Genomic DNA, 19,433 nt, shown 5'->3' with positions numbered 1-19,433 from the left:
CCTATTCTTTGCCGTACACCACCCGGGAGGCGTAGCTGGCATTCCCGGCCTGGTCGACCGCCTCGACCCTGATCAGGTTGACACCGGACCTGAGCTCGAGCTCGTGACTGAAGCTGCCGTCGTCGGCCATGGTCGCCGCAGACCCGTTCACGTAGACCGAGGAGCCGGGCTGGCACCTTCCGGCGAGACGGAATCCCCCGACGCCGACGGTGGAGGGGGGGAAGTCGACCCGGAGCTCAGGGGGCGCCAGGAGCTGCAGGAGCCGGCAGCGCCCGGTCCTGCTGAAGGGGCCTTCCCTCCCCTCCTCGACGCGGCTCACCCGCCAGTAGTAGCTCCCGGCCTCGAGCGTCCCCGCGCTGAACTCGCTGCCGTTCACCCTGCTGTCCAACAGCACCCTCCCGAAGTTCGGCTCCCGCGAGAGCTGGAAGTGGTAAACACCTTCGCCGCCGGTCCAGTTGAAGCGGACCCTTGGGGGGAGCTCGCGGAAGCGGTAGAGCAGGTTGTCGTTTTTCAGCCTGGGGGAGGCAGGCAGGGGAAGCGGCGGCCCGAGCGGCACCCCGCGCCTGAGCGTGATTCCGAAACGAGCCGGGACCCTGACCACCCTGTCCTCCCCCCGGACCCGCACCTCGCCGGCATGGACGGTAAGGCTGGTGGCGTTTTCCCCGAGGGGGGTGAAGCTGAAGCGGGAAGCGCCGGGCGTTACCCTGGCCAGGTGCCCGACGGCGGCGACCTCCAGGCGCACCCTCTTCGCAGCGGAGAAGCTCCCCCGCAGTTCCCCCTCCACGTGCACACGGTACGATCTCGGTTCCCCCTCCACCGTCTCGTTCAGGCGGGTCACCACCACCATGGAGTTGCTCCCCATGGCGAGGAAATCGCCGGGGGCGAAGGAGATGGTGGCGCCCGAGCGGTCGAAGGTCTGTATGGCGTCGCGGTTGTACAGGAGCATCCCCTCGCTGGCGTCCCCCCAGGCGACGGAATCGCCGCGCCGGCAGCGAACGTCCCGCACCAGCGATTGCAGGGCCGCCTCGGGGCGTTTTACGCCGCGCGCAAGGGGCGAGGGTTCGCCCCGGTCCGACACCAGCTCCTTCAACGGGGTGCCCGAGGGGAAGACGGCGAACAGGAGCACGATGAAGAGCCAGAAGAGCGCCAGGACCAGCAGCAGGGCGACTCCGGTCTCGGCGGCCACGCCGGCGCATTTCCTCAAGCGGCCTTTGGGGGTCATGGCTGCACCCCGACCGGCGCGACCAGCTGCTTCTCGGAGCGAAGCCGCAGGTTGAGCAGTCTGGAGCAGCCGACGCCGTTTCTCACCACCATCCCCAGCACCCGGTCTCCGCTCCCCAGCGGAAACTCGACGGCGAAGGCCCCGAGGGAGGTCAGGGGGAGCTCGCGGCCGTCAAGCTCAAGCCGCTCTCCTTCCCCTGCCGAGCCCGAAAGCCGGCAGAGGATGGCGCCGTCCGCGGACACGCTGACGCCGGAAGCGGAGGCGCCGTACCCGACCAGGACGGAGGGGGGGGGCTGCGCCACGGTCAGCTCCGGAAGCGGGAGTTCGGTGGCGAGGAACCTCCCCCGCGAATCCCCCATCTCCACCTTGAGGCGCGCGGTCTCCCCGGGAAGGGAGGTTTCGTAGCGCCCCAGCCGGTCCACCGGGATCTCCCGCCCGTTGATCGTCACGAAGGGGCGGGTGCGGTACCTGTCGTCCGGCTCGGTCGGCCGCAGCTGCTCGTAATCCCCCTTAAGCTCCACGCGGCGGTTCAGCCGGCGCCCGGGGGTGGTGACGTTGTCCGCGACCGGCCTCGACTTTCCGTACCAGCGCCGCAACAGGCGCGCCGGGGCGATCCCCTCCGCCCGCACCAGGTAATCCGCGGCCGCGTCGCAGCGTCTTTTGGAAAGGGCCATGTTGTACTCCGCGCTGCCGATGCCGTCGGTGTGCCCCTCGACGATCACCTTCTCGCCGGGGTGCTCGCGCAGCACCCGGGCCGCACCGCTCAGGAGGCGCTTGGCCTCGGTGGTGAGGGCGGACTTGTCGAAGACGAAGGCGCCCCCGGATAGGGTCAATAGCACCGCCTCGCGGCGGTTGACGCCGAAGAGCTCGCGGCCGGTCCGGAAGACGGAACCGTCCAGGTAGGTGACCTGGAGCTGGCATTGGTAGATTTCCCCCTGTTCCACCTTGCTCCGGTCGGTCTCCCCTTCCCAGGCGATCCGTTTCGGGGGGGGGCCGTTGCCCCCCGTCTTCCTGATTTCCGCTCCGGCGCGGTTCAAGTAAACGAGGCTCCAGCAACGGACCTGGTCCGGCTCCTCGACGCTGGTGAGAAGGCGCAGGGGGGCGGCGAACCTCCCCCCTTTGAGGTCCAGCGAGGCGAGCCGCTCCCGGGAGAGGGTGACCGCGGTGGAGGGAAGCCGGGCCGCCTCCCCGTTCACCAGCAGGGTGAAGAGTTCGGCGCTCCCCGAAAGAAGCAGCGGCTCGTCCAGGCGCTCCAGGGTCACCAGCACGGCGGGGAGCGGCTCCGGCTCCGGTTCCGGAGCGGGCGTTGGAGCCGCCACCGGCGCCGGGGGGGGAGGAGGCAGGGGGAGGAGCCTTGCATCGGCCGATTCGAACATATCCTCGTCGAACTTCACCTTGACCCCGAAGAAGGGGCCCTCCCCCCGGAAGGTCTCCCCGGTCAGGTCGCGGTCGTCGAACCGGGCGTAGTTGTAACCAGCGGCAAGCACCACGTTGCGGTAGACCCGGTAACCTGCGCTACCCACCGCTCCGAGGGAGTGCATCCCGGCGTCGTACTGGTTCAGGAGCTTCAGGTAGGCGGAGAGCTCCCAGCGCTCGGCGAGGTCGTAGGAGAGCCCGGCGAGGACCAGGTCGGTGTAGCTGTTCCAGCGCCCCCCGGTCCCTTCGGACCAGCTCACTTTCCCGGCGTATTTTCCCTGTGCCGTCCACCGGCTCACCAGGCGGTAGGTCGGCTCCGCCGAGACGATCACGCTGCGCAGGTCGGGGCTTCCGGCCAGCGTCCCCCGCTTCTCCACCTTGTAGCGCACCAGGGAGAGGAGCTGGAGCGGGTTCTCCGCCAGCGGCCGGAAGGCGCCCCCGAGGTAGCTGTCCGCGGTGACGTCGTTGCCGGCATCGGCGTCGCGGTCCCAGAGGGAGGCCTTGGCCAAAAGGGTGAAGGAGGGGTTCAACCGGTAGGCCGCATGGGCGTCGTAGAGCGAGGCGGTCTCACCCGGACCGGTCCTGATCTCGTAGCGCCCGGTGAGCTTCAGGTCCCGGGGACGCAGGTATTCCCCCGCCAGGGTGAACGCGGTGCGGGTGCCGCCGTCCCCCTGCACCGTCTGCACCCGCTCGAAACCGGAGTTCACGAAGAGCCCCTGCGCCAGGCGGTAGCGGCTGTTCAGCCCCAGGACCGCCTGCCCGCGCTCCCCGGAGAGAGAGTCTTCCAGCTGGTAACCGGTGCGCGAGGAGAGGCTGAACCCGTCCTGCTCAACCAGCTTGCTGTGCAGGTCGATGTTGCTTTGCTCGGTGCTCCCGAGGACGCCGCTGGAAAGGGAATAACCGGTGGTGAGGCGCATCCGCTCGGAAAGCCTGCTCTCAAGGCCGAAGAGGGTCGCGTGCCGCAGAAGCGGAGAGCCCTCCTGGTACTCCTCGGTGATGAAGGCCTTGGTCCGCTCGCTCAGGCGGTAGTCGAGCTTTGCGAAGGTCTTGGACTGGTATTGCGCGATGCTGGAGGGGGAAAGGAGCTGTTCGCGCCGCAGCGTGGCGTCGAGCCTTGGGGTGAGGCTTCCCTTGACCCCGCCGTAGACGAGATCCGACTCCCCGCTCCTCCCCTCCTTCTCCTCGCGCAGCAGCTTTACACCCGCATCCGCGTCCAGCAGGGAGAACTTCCTCGTCACCCCGAGCTCTTTACCGACCAGCCTGCGCCGTGCGGTCTCGTCGCGCTGCACGAAACTCTCCGCGAAGACGAGGGTGTTGCCCGGCGCCCGGTAATCGAGCCGACCGCCGTACTTCTCGGTACCTGTCTCGCTGCCGCTCATGGAAGGGTTGAAGAAATCGGCATCCACCTTGCGGTAGTAGAGCCCCAGGGAGACGGGCTCGGCCGGTCGCAAAATGAGGTCCGTCTTCCAGGCGCTCCCCCTTCCCTTTTCCCAGCTCTCGCTGACCGCTCCTTCGCCTTTCACCGCGAGCCAACTGCCCAGGCGCCATCCGGCATCGAGGCCGTAGAGGGAGCTGTTCTTGAAGGCGTGCTCCTCGACGACCGCGGTCCCCCCGAGGTGGGCGCCCTGGTCGGTGCGTAACTCGGCGCGCCCGCCGTAGACGTAGCGCTTCTCGCCCCCCCCCTGGGCCTGGTAGGTGATCACGATGGTGACCGGGTTCAGGAACTGGTCCAGCGAAGGGACCGGCTCCTTGAACAGGATGGTCCCCGCGAGGTAATCGATGGAGTAGTCGGCGTAGCGGACCTTTTCGGTGACGGATATGACGCGCTCGGAGTGGTAGCGATCGCGCACCTCGATGCGGACCCGCTCGCTGTTCTCGAAGACCGGCCTTCGGGAGAGAAGGTAGTGCCCGGAGGTGCCGTTTCCCGCGATCTGGTCGCGGACGATGGTCTCCTCGGTTCGGCTTTCGAACCCTTTCAAGGCGAGATGTTCCCGGTTCACTTCGAACTTCGCCCCATTGAGTGCCCGGTCGTAGCGGGAGAACTCGTTTTCCGAGAGGTCGGTGCGGTAGTCCCCCTCCATGAGATAGGAGCGGCCGGATTGGACCTTCAGGTACAGCTTCCCCCTGGACTCCGCGTCGTAGCCTATGTCACCGGCGTCACCGTAGACGGGGTAGTATCTCTCGGGGTCGATGGTCTGGAACACCCCGTCGCGGCGCTCCTTGTCCGAGTCGTAGGCGGCGGTGAGCCGGTAGTCGCCCAAGAGGGTGCCGCGTGTGTAGAAGGCGAGGCGCTCCTCGTGGAACAGGCCCGCGTCGCCGCCGGCCTTGCCCCCCACGGTGGCGCTGCCCAATCCGACCAGGAGCCAGTCGGCCGGGAGCGAGGGAGCCTGGTGAACCGTGGGGACCAGTGGAGACGCGGGTGTCACCGGGGTAGGCGGAGCCGCCCCGGCGGCGGCAGCGTCCGGGGGCGTGGGGGTCGCTTGAGCGGGCACCAGGGCGAAGTCGCCCCGCGCCGGGCCACCGAAGGGAACGGTCACGAACTGCGACCACCCCACCCCGGCGAAGGCGGTGTTGTACGGCAACGAGCGCAGGGTCGGGTCCAGCGTGCTTCGGTCTATCTTCAGCACGTGGTCGCCGGAGGCGATCCCGGTGAAACTGTACTTCCCCTCGGCGTCGCTGAACACGAACGAACCGTCCTCCAGGTAGATCCTGACCCCGGGCTCCCCCGGCTCGCCGGGGTCGGGAACGCCGTTGCCGTTGCGGTCCCTGAAGACCCTCCCCATGATCACCGCCTTATCCCCGAGAATCGACGGCCGCACCTTGACGGCCGCACTGGCGGGGGGGGCGATGCTGGTAGTCCCCGCTTCCGTTACCCCGGAGGCCCGGGCCCAGTTGACGCTGGTGCCGACCGGGACTTCGGCGGAAAGGACCAGCCGGTAGGAAAGCACCTTGCGCCCCCCGGGTGGCAGGGTCCCCACGTCCCAGCTCAACCGCTGCGCCCCCCCCACCGGGTCTGCGACGGCGAAGCCGTCCAGGTGGCTCGACCCCTTCAGGTACCGGAATCCCCTGGGTATGCGATCCTCCACGGTTACGTGCTCCAAAAGCGCCGCACCTACGTTCTCCACCCGCACGGTATAGGGCACGATGTCCCCCGCCTCGGCAACCGCACTGCCGGCCTCCTTGCTGACCAAAAGGGCGCGCGCCAGCACCGTGTTGAAGGTGCTGTTGCTGAGGGTCGGCGTCCCGCTCAGGCTGCTGGTGACGCCGGCGGTGTTGACGATGGGGGCGTTGCCGGGGGCGTCGCTGCGCACCGCGGCGCGAAATGCGACCGAGCCGCTGAAACCGGCGGGGAGCAGGGGGAAGTCGAAACGCAGCGACCTGCTGCCGGCGTCGTAGTTCACGGTTCCAGCCACTCCTTCGGGGAGGGCTGCGCTCCCCTGCTGGTACTCGAGGAGCTCGTCCAGGGGGTCCACCACCAACACGCCGGTCACCGGCGAGGCCTCCCCGTTATTCAGCGTGAGACGGTACGAGAGGACGGTACCGGGCAGCACCGCCCCCGCTGGGCTCACCGTCTTCAACACGGCGACGCTGCCCGGGACGGGAACCTGCAGCTGGTCATTGACGCTGCTGCTTCGAGCCGGAATAAGCTGCGAGGTCGCCGAAAGGACGATGGTCGCCACCCTCCCCTCGCTTCCCGCGGCGGGAATGGCCCGCAGCACCAGGTTCACCGTCCCCCCCGCCGGCACGGGCCCCACGACCTGGACCCCCTCGGAGTTCGCAGGTACCGGCGTGACGCCGTCGGCCAAGTAGAAGCGCAGGGCGGGTGCCGGACCGGATTCCGTTACCCCGGACTGCAGCACCGCCTTCAACTGGAAACTGTCGGGGAAGTTCCCCCTGTTGGTGAGAACGTGCTGGAAATCAACCGGGACCCCCGCCTTGGCGGTCGCGGTTCGCGGCGGGACCAGTTCCGGGTCCGCCAGGTCCCTCACGGTGATCTGGGTCTGGTTGGAGCGGGCCTGCCGCGGGGCCGGCGTCGCGAACCGCGCGGCGAAATCGTGGCTGATCACGGTTCCCGACGGGGTGAGGCAGGGCGCAGCGCCGGGGAGGGCGAGCGCAAGTGCCACCCCGAGGAGGCCTGCCCGGATAAGTCTCCCTCCCATCTTACGCCATCCCGGGACCATCATCAGTTTCCCCGATCAATGCATTACCTTATTGGCGACGATCCTTCCGCTACCCCTCTCCCACCGGGAGAGGGTGCCCGAAGGGGGTGAGGGGCTCTGCCGCCGCGGTCATTCCCCTCGGCAACGCCCCCACCTTCCCCCTCTCCCGGGGGAGAGGGGCGCGGCGCATGTGGCGGAAGACATGCATGACGATGCATTATTGAATTTGTGCCTTGAAGAACAGATAGATGGTCTTGCCGGGTGACAGGCTGCCGCCGGTGCCAACGGTGGCCCCCTCTCCGAGCTGCGCGGTCAGGGTCCCGTCCGCTATCCGCGCCAGGCCGCATTCCGTCGCCGGACAGGGGGCCCCTTCCCCGGTAGGGGCCAGGGATAGCAAGAGCGAGTCGGGCGCGACGGAGAGCCCGGGGGGGATGGGGCTGTCGATGGCAACGGAGGTGGCCGGGGCCGATCCGCCGTTGGTGACGGCCATCCGGTACTGCAGCAGGTCCCCAGGCACCGCATCGGCGTTGGCAGCGAAGATCCCCCCCCTGGTCAGGTTGCGCACCCCCTCGCTCACCAGCACGACGGGGGCGACAGCCGTGGTGTTGACCCGGTCGGTCCCGCTCGCCCCATCCCCCGATACGGAAAGGAGCGATTCACCGCGCGCCCCGTCGCTGCCCGATTCCGGGACGGTCACCGCGAGGAAAAACCGGTAGGACGCTCCCGGCGCCAGGTTGCCTGTTCCCGTGGAGCCGCGGCTCTCCCCCCCCTGGCGTATCCCGTCGCCGGCCGTCCCCCCCCCGGCGCCGTCGTCGGCGAAGAGCTCTCCCCTCCACCCCCCCGGCAGAGTCACCGAGAGGGCGAAGGCGTTGTCGCCGTTCCCCACGTTGGTTACCGTGTAGGGGTAGTTGACCACGGTGCCGGGAGCCCCCGAACCGTCGGGGGGGGCTGAAACGACGACGGCGGCGGTCCCGAGGCAGGCGACGGTCTCCGTCTTCGCCTGGTCCACCGCCAGCGGATCCCCGACAGAGACCGCGGTCACCGCCACGCGGTAGCTTGCCCCCGGGGTGAAGGCCGTCGGGCTCACCCGGACCAGCAAGACCTGCGACTCCCCCGGCGCGAGCAGGGCGCTTAGATACCCTGCACCGGACAAGGCCGCTTCCCGGTCGACGCCGGCGGCGTCGAGGTAGCTGACCGCAACAGCACCCCCGCTCCCGGGACCGGTGAGCAGGGAGCGGTCCGGCTGGTCTCCCGCGTTCTTCAACAGGACCCGGAACTGGGCCGGGAGCCCGGGATAGGCTGGCTGCGAGCGGGATTGGAGGACCGCCGTGCTCTCGTAGACTCCCCCCCCGAGATAAGCGGCATCGGTTTCGCTGGCAAGGCGAACCATGAGGTCTGGCTGGCACGCGGCCAGGGCCCCATTTCCCATGAAGAACAGGAAAAACAAAACGCAGCAAAGCTGCGCGTGCCGTCGGAACGGGACCTTAGAGGATGCGGTTGACTTATTAGAACCATCTAATATCATGTCTTAGAAAATATCAGACGTCGGCGCATAGGCAACCGGGGGAAAGAAAATTTGTCTTTTCCCCCTTCAAATGGTATGAACGAAAACCGGGCCGAAGGGTCCCGAGGGAGGAATGATGGAAACCGCCAACCGCTACTACCAGCTGGCCAATCGCGACATCGTCTACATGAAATACATCCTGGAGGCCCACGAGGGGCTCACCACCATGAGCACCGTCGACGGCAAGCGGGGCATCGTGCGGGTCAACTACCCGGTATGTTTCGCGGCTGAGGTGGACTCCATGATGCGGGCAGTGGGACAGGAGATAGTGGTCACCGAGGTGACCGAGGCAGGTGAGCCGTGCTCGAAAGCGTAGACGCCAGGGCAATCCTCAAGCGTGCCCTCGCCGCGGGGGGGGAGTTCGCCGACATCTACTACGAGGACGGCGCCTACACCTCCGTGCTGTGCGAGGACGGCAAGGTGGAGCGGGTGCTGTCGGCTGCGGACCGCGGCATCGGGATCAGGGTCGTTTCCGGGTTCTCGACCGCCTACGCCTACACCAACCAGCTGAACCAGGAGTCCCTGCTGCAACTGGCCGACACGGTGAGCCGCGGCGTGCGCGGCGGCGTCCCCCACCCCGATTTCAACCTCTGCGTCCCTAAGTCGGCGCTGGGGTACGCGGTAGCGGTACCTCCCGACCAGGTGGAGCTGGCGCAGAAGGTCGCGCTGGTAAACCGGGCCGACCGAGCCGCACGCGGCTTCGACGCGCGGGTCCGGCAGGTGATGGCGGTCTACCGCGACGCCCGGGTGAAGACCCAGAGCGTCAACTCGCTGGGGGAGTTCCACGAGGAGAGTTCCTGCTCCACCGTGTTCCTGGTCCAGGTGGTGGCCCAGGACGGCAAGGTGACCCAGACCGGGTACGAGCCGGTGGGGGCGGCCCGCGGCTTCGAGCTCTTCGACACCTCATCGCCTGAGGAGTTGGCGCTCAAGGCCGCGGCGCGGGGGGTGATGATGCTCGGAGCGCGGAAGTCGCCGGCGGGACAGTTCCCGGTGGTCCTCTCCAGCGAGGCGGGGGGAACCATGGTGCACGAGGCGATCGGCCACGGCCTGGAGGCGGACCTGGTGCAGGCGGGAAGCTCGGTGTATCGGGGGAGGATCGGCGAGCAGGTCGCCTCGGAGCTGATCACGGTCATCGACGACGCCACCATCCCCTACGCCCGCGGCTCATTCGGTTTCGACGGCGAGGGGACGCCGGCCCGGAAGACGGTGCTGGTGGAAAACGGCATCCTGAAGGGGTACCTGTACGACCGGCTCTCGGCCATGAAGGAAGGCTGCGCTTCCACCGGCAACGGGCGGCGCGAGTCCTACCGCAACCGTCCCATCGTGCGCATGACCAACACCCTGATCGCGCCCGGTAAGAGCGATCCCGCCCTGATCGTGAAGAGCGTAACCAACGGCCTCTTCGTCAAGCGCATGGGCGGGGGACAGGTGAACACGGTGAACGGCGACTTCGTCTTCGAGGTTTCCGAGGGGTACCTGATCGAAAACGGCGTGGTGGGCGAACCGGTCCGGGGTGCGACCCTGGCGGGGAACGGCCCCGAGGTGCTGCGGCAGATAGCCATGGTGGGCAACGACCTTGGTTTCGGCATCGGCACCTGCGGCAAGGACGGCCAGGGGGTGCCGGTCTCCGACGCGCAGCCGACGCTCCTCATCCCGGCCATCACCGTCGGCGGCGCACGCTGAATCGAAAAGGGCGCGTAAGGGTCGCACCCGCGCGGCCTACCGCCGCCTTACCTCCCTTTCCGCTGCGCCAATTCCTCCTGCACCCTCTTCAGCACCGGCCATATCTCCTTCCCGGCCCAGATCTGCGGGTTCGACGGCGTCTCGCCCCGCTCTTCTTCCCACTTCCTGATGGTGTCGCGGCTCTTCTCGAAGGCGTCGGTGAAGCTGAACGTGTTCCTAAGCGCATCCCCGACGAACGCCTCGCCGAACCAGGTGTAGTTTTCGCCGAAGCCGCAGCCAAAGGACTCGTGGGTCGCGTCGGCGGCGGTGATCAGCAGGCTGCCGTCATCCTGCAGGGGCTGGATGAACCCTCCCGAGAAGCAGGCCGACACCACCACGACCTTGTACCTGATCCCCGCCTTCTGCAGCATGCGCCGCAGCAGCTCCGGCGTGACCTGTTTCAGCTCCAGGGGAGGGTTATTCACCTCCAGTTCCTGGTCTCGCGACCCGTGCGAGCTGAGGTAGAGGAAGAGGACGTCCTCGTTGCGGTTCATCACCTCCCCGACCCGCGCCAGGGCGCGCTCGAGGTTGCCGACGGTGGCGAAAGGGAGCGCGGTGGCGCTCTGCGGGTTGTTGACCAGGAGCACCGAACGACCGGCGGTCCCGAAGCGGCTGTCGAAGAGCTGCCGGGTCGCGCTCAACTCCTTCAAAAAGACGTCCTGCGAGGCGTCCCCGGCAAAACCGACGAAGTAGAGATCGCTGTGGCCGGGACGCCCGTGGAGCAGGGAACGGAGCTGTTCTTCCAGGAGCCGGTTCTGGGCGGTGAGCACCTCGTCGGTGAGGGAGAGTTCGCCGCTCTCGTTTCCCCCCTCCTTGCTGACCCAGAGGTCGCCGCGCTGGAAATAGTAGAGCGGCGCAGCCACCAGCAGCAGGAACAGCAGCACCAGCCGGAGGCGACGCCCCAAGCCGCCGGGACCATCCAGGCGCAGCAGGAATACCAGGGAGGCAGCGACCCACCAGCCGAAGAAGCGGTAGTAGTGCGGCGCGGCGAGGTAGTCCGAGAGCCACTCGAAGGGGCGCCACTGGGCGAGCCATTCCAGGATGCCGTGGCTGACTTCGATCGGGATGCTGAAGGCGACCAGCGCGGCGGCGAGGCCGGTGATCGCCTTGGGACGGTGCACCACCCCACTTGCCGCCGCCCCGAAGAGCAGGAAAAGCGGCAGGTAGAAAAGAAAGTACGGTATCGACGAGAAAGAGAAATTCCCGCCGCCCCCGACCAGCAGTAAGGAAACCAGCAGGTTCAGCACCAGGTCCGCGGCGACCAGGACCACCAGGCCGGCGGGCGCGGATGAGAGCGGCTCGAAGCCGGAGCGCAGCAAGAGAGCGCCCCGCAGACCGCCGTAGAGGTCGGACCAGAGCCTGGCAAGGGTGTTCCTTACCGTTACCGGCTCCTGGGGAACCCCGTCGCGGGGAACGCCTTCGTTTTCTTCCGAAGCGGTGCCGGGTGCAGTTTCGGCAGGTGGTTCGGCGGGACGGTTCGGTGTCGTGTCTGTGGGGCGATCCTCATTCATGGTCGTGCATCATACCACGATGGCGCCGGTTTGGAAGAGTCTTTAGCACCACCTTACTTGATTTTATTAACTTTTTAGTTTTTCAATCGCCCGCAATCCTGCTACCATTGCAGCGCGCTCCCCGGCTCGCACGTATCGCCGCCGGGATGCCCACTCTCAATCAAGAGGTTTCAGCATGCCTACCAAGAAATGGAGCAAATCGAGCTGGCGCTCTTTTCCCGCCCTGCAGCAGCCGGTGTGGCCGGCAGGGCCCGCACTGGACGAGTCGCTGAAAACGCTGTCGCAACTGCCGCCGCTGGTTTTCGCCGGCGAATGCCAGACACTCAAATCGCAACTGGCCGAGGCCGTCGAGGGGAAGGCCTTCGTGCTGCAATGCGGCGACTGCGCCGAGGATTTCTCGCGCTGCACCGGGCCGGACATCCGGGAACTTTTGAAGGTCATCCTGCAGATGTCGGTGGTGGTCGCCTACGCCGGCGAGAAGCGGGTCATCAAGATCGGACGGATGGCGGGCCAGTACGCGAAGCCCCGCTCCTCCGACACCGAGCTCGTGAACGGGGTCGAGCTCCCGAGCTACCGTGGCGACATGGTGAACAGCCCTGAGCCGACCATGGAGGCGAGAACGCCCGACCCGCGCCGGATGCTGGAGGGATACTACCGGGCGGCGGCCACGCTTAACCTGGTGCGCTCCTTCACCCTCGGCGGCTACGCCGCACTGGACCGCGTGCAGGCCTGGCACCGCGCCTCGCTGGACGCCCTCCCCGCCGGCCAGAAGTACGAGGACCTGGTGCGCCAGATCTGGAAAACCATCAACTTCATGACCGCGATCGGCCTTGATCCGCAGCACACGCCGCAGTTGAACCAGGTGACCCTGTACACCTCGCACGAGGCGCTGCTGCTCGACTACGAGGAGGCCCTCACCCGCATGGATTCCACCACCGGCGGCTGGTACGACTGCAGCGGCCACATGCTCTGGATCGGGGACCGCACCCGGCAGCTGGAGGGAGCCCACATCGAGTTCCTGCGCGGGGTCAAGAACCCGCTGGGGATGAAGATCGGCCCCAAGTACGACATCGACGACATCAAGGCGATCGTGGAGCGGCTGAACCCGGAGAACGAGGCGGGCCGCCTCACCCTGATCACCCGTTTCGGCGCCGACAAGGTCTCCGACTACCTTCCGAAACTTCTGGGCGAGATCCAGCGCGAGGGGTACCGGGTGGTCTGGAGCTGCGACCCCATGCACGGCAACACCTACCAGAACGAGTTCGGGCAAAAGTCCAGGAAGTTCGAGGACGTCCTGCGCGAGATCAAGACATTCTGGGCGATCCACAAGTCCGAGGGGACCGTCGCGGGAGGGGTGCACCTCGAGCTGACCGGCGACCACGTCACCGAGTGCACCGGGGGGAGCCGCCAGCTTCTGGACAAGCACCTGCACCTGAACTACCAGACCAACTGCGACCCGCGCCTGAACGCGGAGCAGAGCGTGGAGCTCGCCTTCGAGCTGGCCGAGATGCTGCACCCGTGCAAGTAACCCATCCCTAGCGAGGTTTGCCATGAGAATCGAAATCAGCTCAGCCCAACCGCTTGAGTATGCCACCCCCGCCCTGGTCATCGGCTGTTTCGAGGACGAGCAGGACAGGCTCCACCAGGCATGCGACTCCGCCCTGGGGGGCCTGCTCGGCCGACTGGCGCAGAGCCGCGAGTTCACCGGCAAGAAAGGGTCCACCCGCCTGCTGCACACGCTCGGCAGGCTCCCCGCCGAGCGCCTCGTGCTGGTCGGACTGGGGAAGAAGAAGGATTTGAGCGCCGAGCGCCTGCGCCAGGGGGCGGGGAACGCCGTTGCCGCGCTGCGCGGCGCGCGCGTCGCCTCGTTCGGCAGCGCCCTGCATCTCGCCGCCCCCCTCTATGACGCCATCGATAACGCGACGATCGGGATGCTGCTCGGCAGTTATAGCTTCGAGCAGTACAAGACCAAGGAAAAAGAGGAGCGCTTCGGCTTCGACACCATGACCGTGCTCCTGTCCCCCGACCAGGAGGCGGCCGGGCGCCAGGCGCTGGAACGGGCACAGATCATCGGCGACGGCGTCATGCTGGCGCGCGACCTCGTCTCCCACCCCGGCAACGTGGTGACGCCGGCCTACCTCGCCCAGGCCGCCCGGGAGCTGGCCGAGCGCAACGCCCTCGACTGCCGGGTCTACGAGCTCGGGGAACTGGAACAGATGGGGATGAACGCCCTGGTCGGCGTGGGCAAGGGGGCGGCCATCCCGCCGCGCCTGATCGTGCTGCAGTACCACGGGGGCAAGGGGCGGCCGGTGGCGCTAATCGGCAAGGGAATAACCTTCGATTCCGGCGGGATCTCGATAAAGCCCGGTGCCGGGATGGAGGCGATGAAAACGGACATGGCAGGAAGCGCGGCCGTGCTGGGAACCCTGGAAGCGGCGGTACGGCTCAAGTTGCCGGTGAACCTGGTGGGGATCATACCCACAGCCGAGAACATGCCCGATGGCAACGCCTTCAAGCCGGGTGACGTCCTCACCTCCTGCTCCGGGACCACCATCGAGATCACCAACACCGACGCCGAAGGGCGCCTGATCCTGTGCGACGCGCTCCACTTCGCCCGGAAGCAGTTCAAACCCGCCGCCATGGTGGATCTGGCCACCCTCACCGGGGCCTGCGTAGTCGCCCTGGGGCACGAGGCGAGCGGCCTCATGGGTAACGACCAGCGCTTGGTCGACGCCTTGAGGCGGGCCGGCGAAGAGACCGGCGAGCGGGTCTGGCCACTGCCGCTTTGGGATGAGTACGGCGAGGTGATGAAGAGCGACATCGCCGATCTCAAGAATGCCGGCAGCAGGGACGGCGGGGCCATCAGCGCCGGGTGGTTCCTGAAGCAGTTCGTCGGAGAGACCCGCTGGGCTCACCTCGACATCGCCGGGACGGCCTGGAACGACAAGGCCCGCCCCTACGGCCCCAAGGGGGCCACCGGCGTGGGCGTGCGGCTGCTCGTCGAGTTCCTGCAGGCCAGGTGAAGTCAGGTTCCGGTTTCTCCGGAAAGCATCGTCCTTTGTCCCTCCCCCTCCCACGACGGGAGGGGGGCACGCCCCCCAGTCCCCAGTCCCCAGTCCCCAGTCCCCAGTCCCCAGTCCCCAGTCCCTAATCCCTAGTCCCTGATCACAAGCCCAGCCTTGCCTCCCGCAGCCTTGCCTCCCGCAGCCTTGCCTCCCGCAGCCTTGCCTCCCCCAGCCGTGCCTCGACCGGCACCTTCAATTGACATCCCCCTCGCGCCCGCTAATCTATAAAAGTTTTTAATATTAAGACCGGGCCAGGGAGCCCCCCATGCCCAAAACATTCTCCGTGATGACCTACAACGTCCACAGTTGCATCGGAACGGATCGAAAACTATCCCCGCTGCGCATCGCGGAGGTGATCGACCGATGCAACCCGGACATCGTCGCTCTGCAGGAACTCGATGCGGGGCTGCCCCGCACCCAGATGATAGACCAGGCCCATCTCATCGCCATGACCCTGGAGATGTCCTTTCATTTCCACTCCTCCATCCACCTCAAGGAAGGGGGGTACGGCAACGCCGTCCTCAGCCGCGGCGACGTACGGTTGATCAAGGCGGGCGCGGTTCCTACCGATCCGCTAAACCCCTCTTTCGAGCGCCGTGGCGCGGTCTGGGCCGAGGTGACCCTGCGCGGCCACACCATCCAGGTGCTGGCCACCCATTTCGGGCTGAACCGGGGTGAACGGGTGAAACAGGCCCGGGCCATGACCGGTCACGAGTGGCTGGAACACCCCGAATGCGTGCGCCCGGTGGTCCTTTGCGGCGACTTCAACGCCATGGCAGGTTCCTACGTCTATCGGCTGCTTACCCGGCAATTGCACGACGTGCAGCGGGGCGTCAAGGGGCGCCTGCCGCGGGGAACCTGGCCGTCGCAGCTCCCGTTCATACGCATAGACCACATGTTCGCCTCGCGTGACCTGAAGGTCCGCCAGGTCTGGGTGCCGCGCACCCCCCTCACCAGGGTCGCCTCCGACCACCTGCCGCTGGTCGTCACGCTGGAGTTGCCATGAGCATCCTGAAACCGGGCACCAATTGCATGGGGATCTACGAAGTCGAGGAGACGGGGGTGCTGGTTGATGCCGAGGACTACTACCGCGCCTTCTACCACACCGCCCTCGCGGCGCGAAGCTATCTGCTGCTGGCCGGGTGGCAGTTCGACTCCGAGGTCCGCCTCTTGCGGGGGAGGGAGGAACACGGCTCGGTCGGCGACACCCGGTTCCTGCAATTTTTGGAACGGCTCTGCCAGGTGAACCTGCAGCTGCACATCTACATCCTGGCCTGGGATTTCAGCGCCGTCTTTTCCCTGGAGCGGGAGTGGTTCCAGGACATCATCTTCAACTGGACCACCAACAAGCGCATGCATTTCCGCTTCGACAGCGTCCACGCCACCGGGGCCACCCACCACCAGAAATTCGTGATAGCCGACGGCAGCATAGCCTACCTCGGCGGCATGGACATCTGCTCCTCGCGCTGGGACGACCGCCGTCACCTGAAGGAGAACCCGGACCGGGCCGACGTCGACGGCACCAGGTACGGCTCCTATCACGACATCCAGACCTACCACACCGGAGAGGTGGTCGGGGTCCTGCTCGCCCTGTTCCGCCAGCGCTGGCGCGACTCCGGTGGCGGAGAGCTGAAGCTGCCGCCTGCGAGAGCCTTGCGCCAGGTGCTTCCCCCCGGCGCCTTTCCCATCCCTGCGACGAGGGTGGCGGTCTGTCGCACCGTCGCGCGCACCCCGCTCACCGACCAGCGTGAGATCCACGAGATCCGGCACCTCTTCGTGGACGCCATCATGGCGGCGCAGAGGCTGATCTACCTGGAAAACCAGTACTTCAGCTCCCAGGTGGTGTTCTGGTCGCTGGTGGCACGGATGAGCATGGCGGACCGCCCTCCCCTCCAGATCATCATGCTGCTCCCGGACCGGCTGCCGCTCACCGAAGAGCTGTTCCTGGGGCTCCCCCAGATGCGCATGATCCGTTCCCTGCAGCGGGTTGCGGAGAAGACCGGACATACCCTGAGCGTCTACTCCTCGGCCGAGATGGACCACGGCACCAGGAAAATGACGTTCATCCATTCTAAGCTGCTCCTGGTCGACGACCGCTTTGTGACTATAGGCTCGGCTAACGCCACCAACCGAAGCATGGGGCTGGACACCGAGCTCAACGTGGCCTGGGAGGCAGGCCTGTGCGGGCGGAAAGAGGAGATGACGGCCGCCGTGCGCTGTCTGCGCGCCTCGCTCCTTGCCGAGCACGCCGGACTTTTGGGCTCGGGCGAGGAATGGCGCTTCGAGGAGGTGGAGAACCTGAGCCGAAACCTCGAATGCCTGGCCGACGACCGCGCTGCCCGTCTCTGCCGCTACCAGCCGGACACCACCTTCGAGAACAGCGACCTCCCCGACGTGCTGGAGCCGATCCAGCGGGTCGTGGACCCGGAGCACCCGATCGGCAGCGAATTCATCTTCGAGAGCCTCACAAAATCCGAGCTCGGTTCCTTCGCAAGGGGTATATTTAAATTAAGCCAGATGATCATCGGGCTTTAGAAACGCTCAGGGAAAGGAGGATGCGGCCATGACAGACGAGAGAAGAGAGACGGGAGTGGAAATGGACGACCACGCGTGCGGCGTCAGGGTCTGGAGTCCGTCCTGTCAGCGCAACGTGTACATCAATGAAAGCGACAAGTACCTCTGCGCCACCTGCGGCACGATAGAGGGGTTGACCCACGAAATGCACCACGAGCACTTCCCTCACCTAAGCGGCGACAGCGACCAGATGAGCTAGCGTCTCTTTGAGAGGCGGCGCATAAAAAAGGGGCGGCATAAAAGCCACCCCTTTTCATTTTCCGCAATGCAGCCCCTCTCGCCAAGCGCCGGGAATCACCTCCTAGCGCGGCAGTCCCGGCCCTTCCCCCGGCCCCACCGATTCAACCCTCGGCACCACACCCCTGAAGAGCAACTGGGCCACGTCCCGCACCTCCTCGGCGCTGACGGCGGCGATACCCTCCAGGGACAGCTCGATCGGTTCCGGCGCTCCCAGAAGGGACGTGGTGTTGGAAATCCTGCGCACCTGGGTCTCGCAGTCGTCCAGCGCCATGAGCCTCGCGCAACGGATCTGCTCCTTGGCGGCCGCCAGGACCTCCTCGGTCACCAACTCGTCGCAAAACCTCAGCACCTCGCCGTGGCAGACGTCCACCGCCTCCTGGGCCCGTTCCGGGCCGGTCCCGGCGTAGATCATGAGGCCGGCGGAGTCGGTGTAGGAGGACATCATGGAGTAGACGGTGTAGGCGAGGCTCCTGCGCTCGCGCACCTCGCGGAAAAGGCGGGAATTCATGCCGCTCCCCAGCACCTGGTTCAGGACCGCCAGCTTGTGCCGGTGCTCGTTGCCGGCGGGGGGGAGCGGATACCCCATGTAGAAGTGGGTCTGTTCCATGGAGCGCTGGTAATGTACGTTCTGCCCCACGGCGACCCGGTGCTGCGGGTCCGCTTTTTTGGTGCGGGGCGTGCCGGTCGGGAGCTCGCCCAAAAGGCGCGCAGCCTGTTCCACGACCAGGTCGTGCTCGACGTTGCCGGCCACCGAGACGATGGTGGCGTTGGTCAGGTAGTTGGCGAACTTGTACTCCATCAGGCGCTGGCGCGAGATGGCACCGATGGTTTCTGCGGTTCCAAGGATCGGCGTCCCCAGCGGATGCCCCTGCCAGAACCCCTGGTGGAACTGGTTGTAGATGAACCGGCTCGGGTTGTCCTGGTTCATCAGGATCTCCTGCAGCACCACGCCGCGTTCCTTCTCCACCTCCTCTTCGGGAAGTGAGGAGTGGACGAACATGTCGGCCAGTATCTCGAAGGTGGCCGGGATGATGGAAGCGAGCGAGGTGGCGTAGTAGAAGACCTCCTCCTGGCTGGTGTAGGCGTTGGCCCGTGCCCCGATGCTGTTGAATTCATCGGTGATCTGGTCGGCGCTGCGGCTCGGGGTTCCCTTGAAGAGGAGATGTTCGATGAAGTGCGAGGCGCCCCCGGTCTCGGGTTCCTCGTTGCGGGTGCTGCTGTCGATGCGGATACCGATCGCTGCACTCTGCATTCCCTGGATCTGCTGACTGACCACCCTCACCCCGTTGGGGAGCGTGCTGAGGCGAAGCTTGGGGTAAGTCGACGAAGTAGACATAAAGGCTCCTTAAAGCTACGGAATCGTTTTAGTTTCGATGTCAGCAATTATAACACGTGCGCTTTAAGGAAAAACAGTCCGGGAAAAAAAGAGGCCCGCCGGTTTTCCGGCAGGCGCTCTCCCCTCTTTCGCTGCTAAAGCGAAGGCTACTTGAAGTCGGGGTAACGGGAGAGGACGAAGCCTCTATCCTTGGCGTCCTTCTCGTGGCAGCCGAAGCAGTCCCGCTTGCCGTCGAGGCCGGAGGGCTTGCCGTCGGGGGTGAAGCCGACGAAACGCCAGCCGCCGGTCTCCTGCTGCTTCTTGTCCCGCTGCATCATCACGATCATGGTTTTCTTCCCCGGCACCTGCTTGCCCCCCTCTTCCTTGATGGAGTAGTTGACCGCGACGAAGCGGCTGCCGTCCGGGTAGTTGGCGCCGCCGGTCTTGTAGGTCGGCATCGCCTTCTTGTTCACGTAGATGTAGTGGATCCCGTAAAACATCGATTTCTTGTCGGTGATTACCCTGGCCTTGCTCTTTTCCCAGCTCTCGTAGTTCCTGGGAAGCGAGCCCTGGTCGGCGGCGCAGGCCGCGCCGACGGCACTCAGCAAAGCCGCGAGGGTAAGGATGGATAACGTTTTTTTCAT

At 66.4% G+C, this 19,433-nt stretch carries 14 protein-coding genes; 7 read left to right on the top strand and 7 right to left on the bottom strand.

Going from position 1 to position 19,433, the window contains the following annotated elements:
* Nucleotide 1: 1 nt before the first annotated feature.
* The 3 genes from KP003_RS06575 to KP003_RS06565 form a co-directional block, all read right to left on the bottom strand.
* A complete protein-coding gene (locus KP003_RS06575) occupies nt 2-1,222 on the bottom strand; it encodes a hypothetical protein (RefSeq protein WP_217300497.1) in 1,221 nt (406 codons plus the stop codon).
* Nucleotides 1,219-6,798, bottom strand: a complete 5,580-nt coding sequence (locus KP003_RS06570) for an OmpA family protein (protein ID WP_217300496.1) — start codon at nt 6,796-6,798, stop codon at nt 1,219-1,221. Before KP003_RS06570 ends, KP003_RS06575 begins: the two co-directional genes overlap by 4 nt.
* Before the next feature lie 217 nt (nt 6,799-7,015).
* Complete coding sequence (locus KP003_RS06565) at nt 7,016-8,188, bottom strand: COG1470 family protein (RefSeq protein WP_239027626.1); 1,173 nt, start codon at nt 8,186-8,188, stop codon at nt 7,016-7,018.
* Between the two features lie 250 nt (nt 8,189-8,438).
* Here KP003_RS06565 and KP003_RS06560 point away from each other — a divergent pair, with 250 nt between their 5' ends.
* Together KP003_RS06560 and KP003_RS06555 are read left to right on the top strand one after the other, a co-directional pair.
* Entirely contained in the window at nt 8,439-8,678 is a 240-nt protein-coding gene (locus KP003_RS06560) for a DUF4911 domain-containing protein (RefSeq protein ID WP_216498716.1), read from the top strand.
* Nucleotides 8,663-10,045 (top strand): TldD/PmbA family protein, encoded by a 1,383-nt coding sequence (locus KP003_RS06555; RefSeq protein ID WP_217300494.1) that lies wholly within the window; start codon nt 8,663-8,665, stop codon nt 10,043-10,045. The genes KP003_RS06560 and KP003_RS06555 overlap by 16 nt, the downstream gene beginning before the upstream one ends.
* Nucleotides 10,046-10,092: 47 nt before the next feature.
* On the opposite strand, the gene KP003_RS06550 is transcribed toward KP003_RS06555, so the two are convergent.
* Nucleotides 10,093-11,595, bottom strand: coding sequence for a C13 family peptidase (locus KP003_RS06550; RefSeq protein WP_217300493.1), 1,503 nt, complete (start codon nt 11,593-11,595; stop codon nt 10,093-10,095).
* A 175-nt stretch (nt 11,596-11,770) separates the two neighbouring features.
* Between KP003_RS06550 and KP003_RS06545 the strand changes: the two genes are divergently transcribed.
* On the top strand, nt 11,771-13,123 hold the full coding sequence (locus KP003_RS06545) for a class II 3-deoxy-7-phosphoheptulonate synthase (RefSeq protein ID WP_216498714.1): 1,353 nt from the start codon (nt 11,771-11,773) through the stop codon (nt 13,121-13,123).
* Nucleotides 13,124-13,145: 22 nt separating this feature from the next.
* On the top strand, nt 13,146-14,618 hold the full coding sequence (locus KP003_RS06540; RefSeq protein ID WP_216498713.1) for a leucyl aminopeptidase: 1,473 nt from the start codon (nt 13,146-13,148) through the stop codon (nt 14,616-14,618).
* Between the two features lie 142 nt (nt 14,619-14,760).
* Here KP003_RS06540 and KP003_RS21600 read toward each other — a convergent pair whose 3' ends face one another.
* The gene (locus tag KP003_RS21600; RefSeq protein WP_367620868.1) at nt 14,761-14,850 is read right to left on the bottom strand and encodes a pentapeptide repeat-containing protein; all 90 of its coding nucleotides are present in this window, start codon (nt 14,848-14,850) and stop codon (nt 14,761-14,763) included.
* Between the two features lie 75 nt (nt 14,851-14,925).
* On the opposite strand from KP003_RS21600, the gene KP003_RS06530 reads away from it, so the two are divergent.
* Genes KP003_RS06530 through KP003_RS06520 form a run of 3 tightly spaced genes read left to right on the top strand, consistent with a single transcriptional unit; the run spans nt 14,926 to nt 17,433 of the window.
* Nucleotides 14,926-15,666 carry an endonuclease/exonuclease/phosphatase family protein gene (locus KP003_RS06530; RefSeq protein ID WP_217300491.1) on the top strand — a complete coding sequence of 247 codons (741 nt, stop codon included), beginning with the start codon at nt 14,926-14,928 and terminating at the stop codon, nt 15,664-15,666.
* Nucleotides 15,663-17,195 carry a phospholipase D-like domain-containing protein gene (locus tag KP003_RS06525; RefSeq protein ID WP_217300490.1) on the top strand — a complete coding sequence of 511 codons (1,533 nt, stop codon included), beginning with the start codon at nt 15,663-15,665 and terminating at the stop codon, nt 17,193-17,195. Before KP003_RS06530 ends, KP003_RS06525 begins: the two co-directional genes overlap by 4 nt.
* Before the next feature lie 28 nt (nt 17,196-17,223).
* Complete coding sequence (locus KP003_RS06520; protein ID WP_216498710.1) at nt 17,224-17,433, top strand: hypothetical protein; 210 nt, start codon at nt 17,224-17,226, stop codon at nt 17,431-17,433.
* 102 nt (nt 17,434-17,535) lie between these two features.
* Here KP003_RS06520 and KP003_RS06515 read toward each other — a convergent pair whose 3' ends face one another.
* On the bottom strand, nt 17,536-18,810 hold the full coding sequence (locus KP003_RS06515) for a M16 family metallopeptidase (RefSeq protein ID WP_216791166.1): 1,275 nt from the start codon (nt 18,808-18,810) through the stop codon (nt 17,536-17,538).
* A gap of 146 nt (nt 18,811-18,956) precedes the next feature.
* Entirely contained in the window at nt 18,957-19,433 is a 477-nt protein-coding gene (locus KP003_RS06510) for a cytochrome P460 family protein (protein WP_216498708.1), read from the bottom strand.

The organism is Geomonas diazotrophica (assembly GCF_019063885.1).
GTDB classification, from domain to species: domain Bacteria; phylum Desulfobacterota; class Desulfuromonadia; order Geobacterales; family Geobacteraceae; genus Geomonas; species Geomonas diazotrophica.
This window is presented reverse-complemented; position numbering and strand designations above follow the sequence as displayed.

Bases quoted from the DNA above. Each gene is read 5' to 3' on its own strand.
- KP003_RS06550 (WP_217300493.1), bottom strand. From the start codon at position 11,595: ATGAATGAGGATCGCCCCACAGACACGACACCGAACCGTCCCGCCGAA.
- KP003_RS06525 (WP_217300490.1), top strand. From the start codon at position 15,663: ATGAGCATCCTGAAACCGGGCACCAATTGCATGGGGATCTACGAAGTC.
- KP003_RS06540 (WP_216498713.1), top strand. From the start codon at position 13,146: ATGAGAATCGAAATCAGCTCAGCCCAACCGCTTGAGTATGCCACCCCC.
- KP003_RS06565 (WP_239027626.1), bottom strand. From the start codon at position 8,188: ATGGTTCGCCTTGCCAGCGAAACCGATGCCGCTTATCTCGGGGGGGGA.
- KP003_RS06510 (WP_216498708.1), bottom strand. From the start codon at position 19,433: ATGAAAAAAACGTTATCCATCCTTACCCTCGCGGCTTTGCTGAGTGCC.
- KP003_RS06545 (WP_216498714.1), top strand. From the start codon at position 11,771: ATGCCTACCAAGAAATGGAGCAAATCGAGCTGGCGCTCTTTTCCCGCC.
- KP003_RS06530 (WP_217300491.1), top strand. From the start codon at position 14,926: ATGCCCAAAACATTCTCCGTGATGACCTACAACGTCCACAGTTGCATC.
- KP003_RS06570 (WP_217300496.1), bottom strand. From the start codon at position 6,798: ATGGGAGGGAGACTTATCCGGGCAGGCCTCCTCGGGGTGGCACTTGCG.
- KP003_RS06515 (WP_216791166.1), bottom strand. From the start codon at position 18,810: ATGTCTACTTCGTCGACTTACCCCAAGCTTCGCCTCAGCACGCTCCCC.
- KP003_RS06560 (WP_216498716.1), top strand. From the start codon at position 8,439: ATGGAAACCGCCAACCGCTACTACCAGCTGGCCAATCGCGACATCGTC.
- KP003_RS06520 (WP_216498710.1), top strand. From the start codon at position 17,224: ATGACAGACGAGAGAAGAGAGACGGGAGTGGAAATGGACGACCACGCG.
- KP003_RS06575 (WP_217300497.1), bottom strand. From the start codon at position 1,222: ATGACCCCCAAAGGCCGCTTGAGGAAATGCGCCGGCGTGGCCGCCGAG.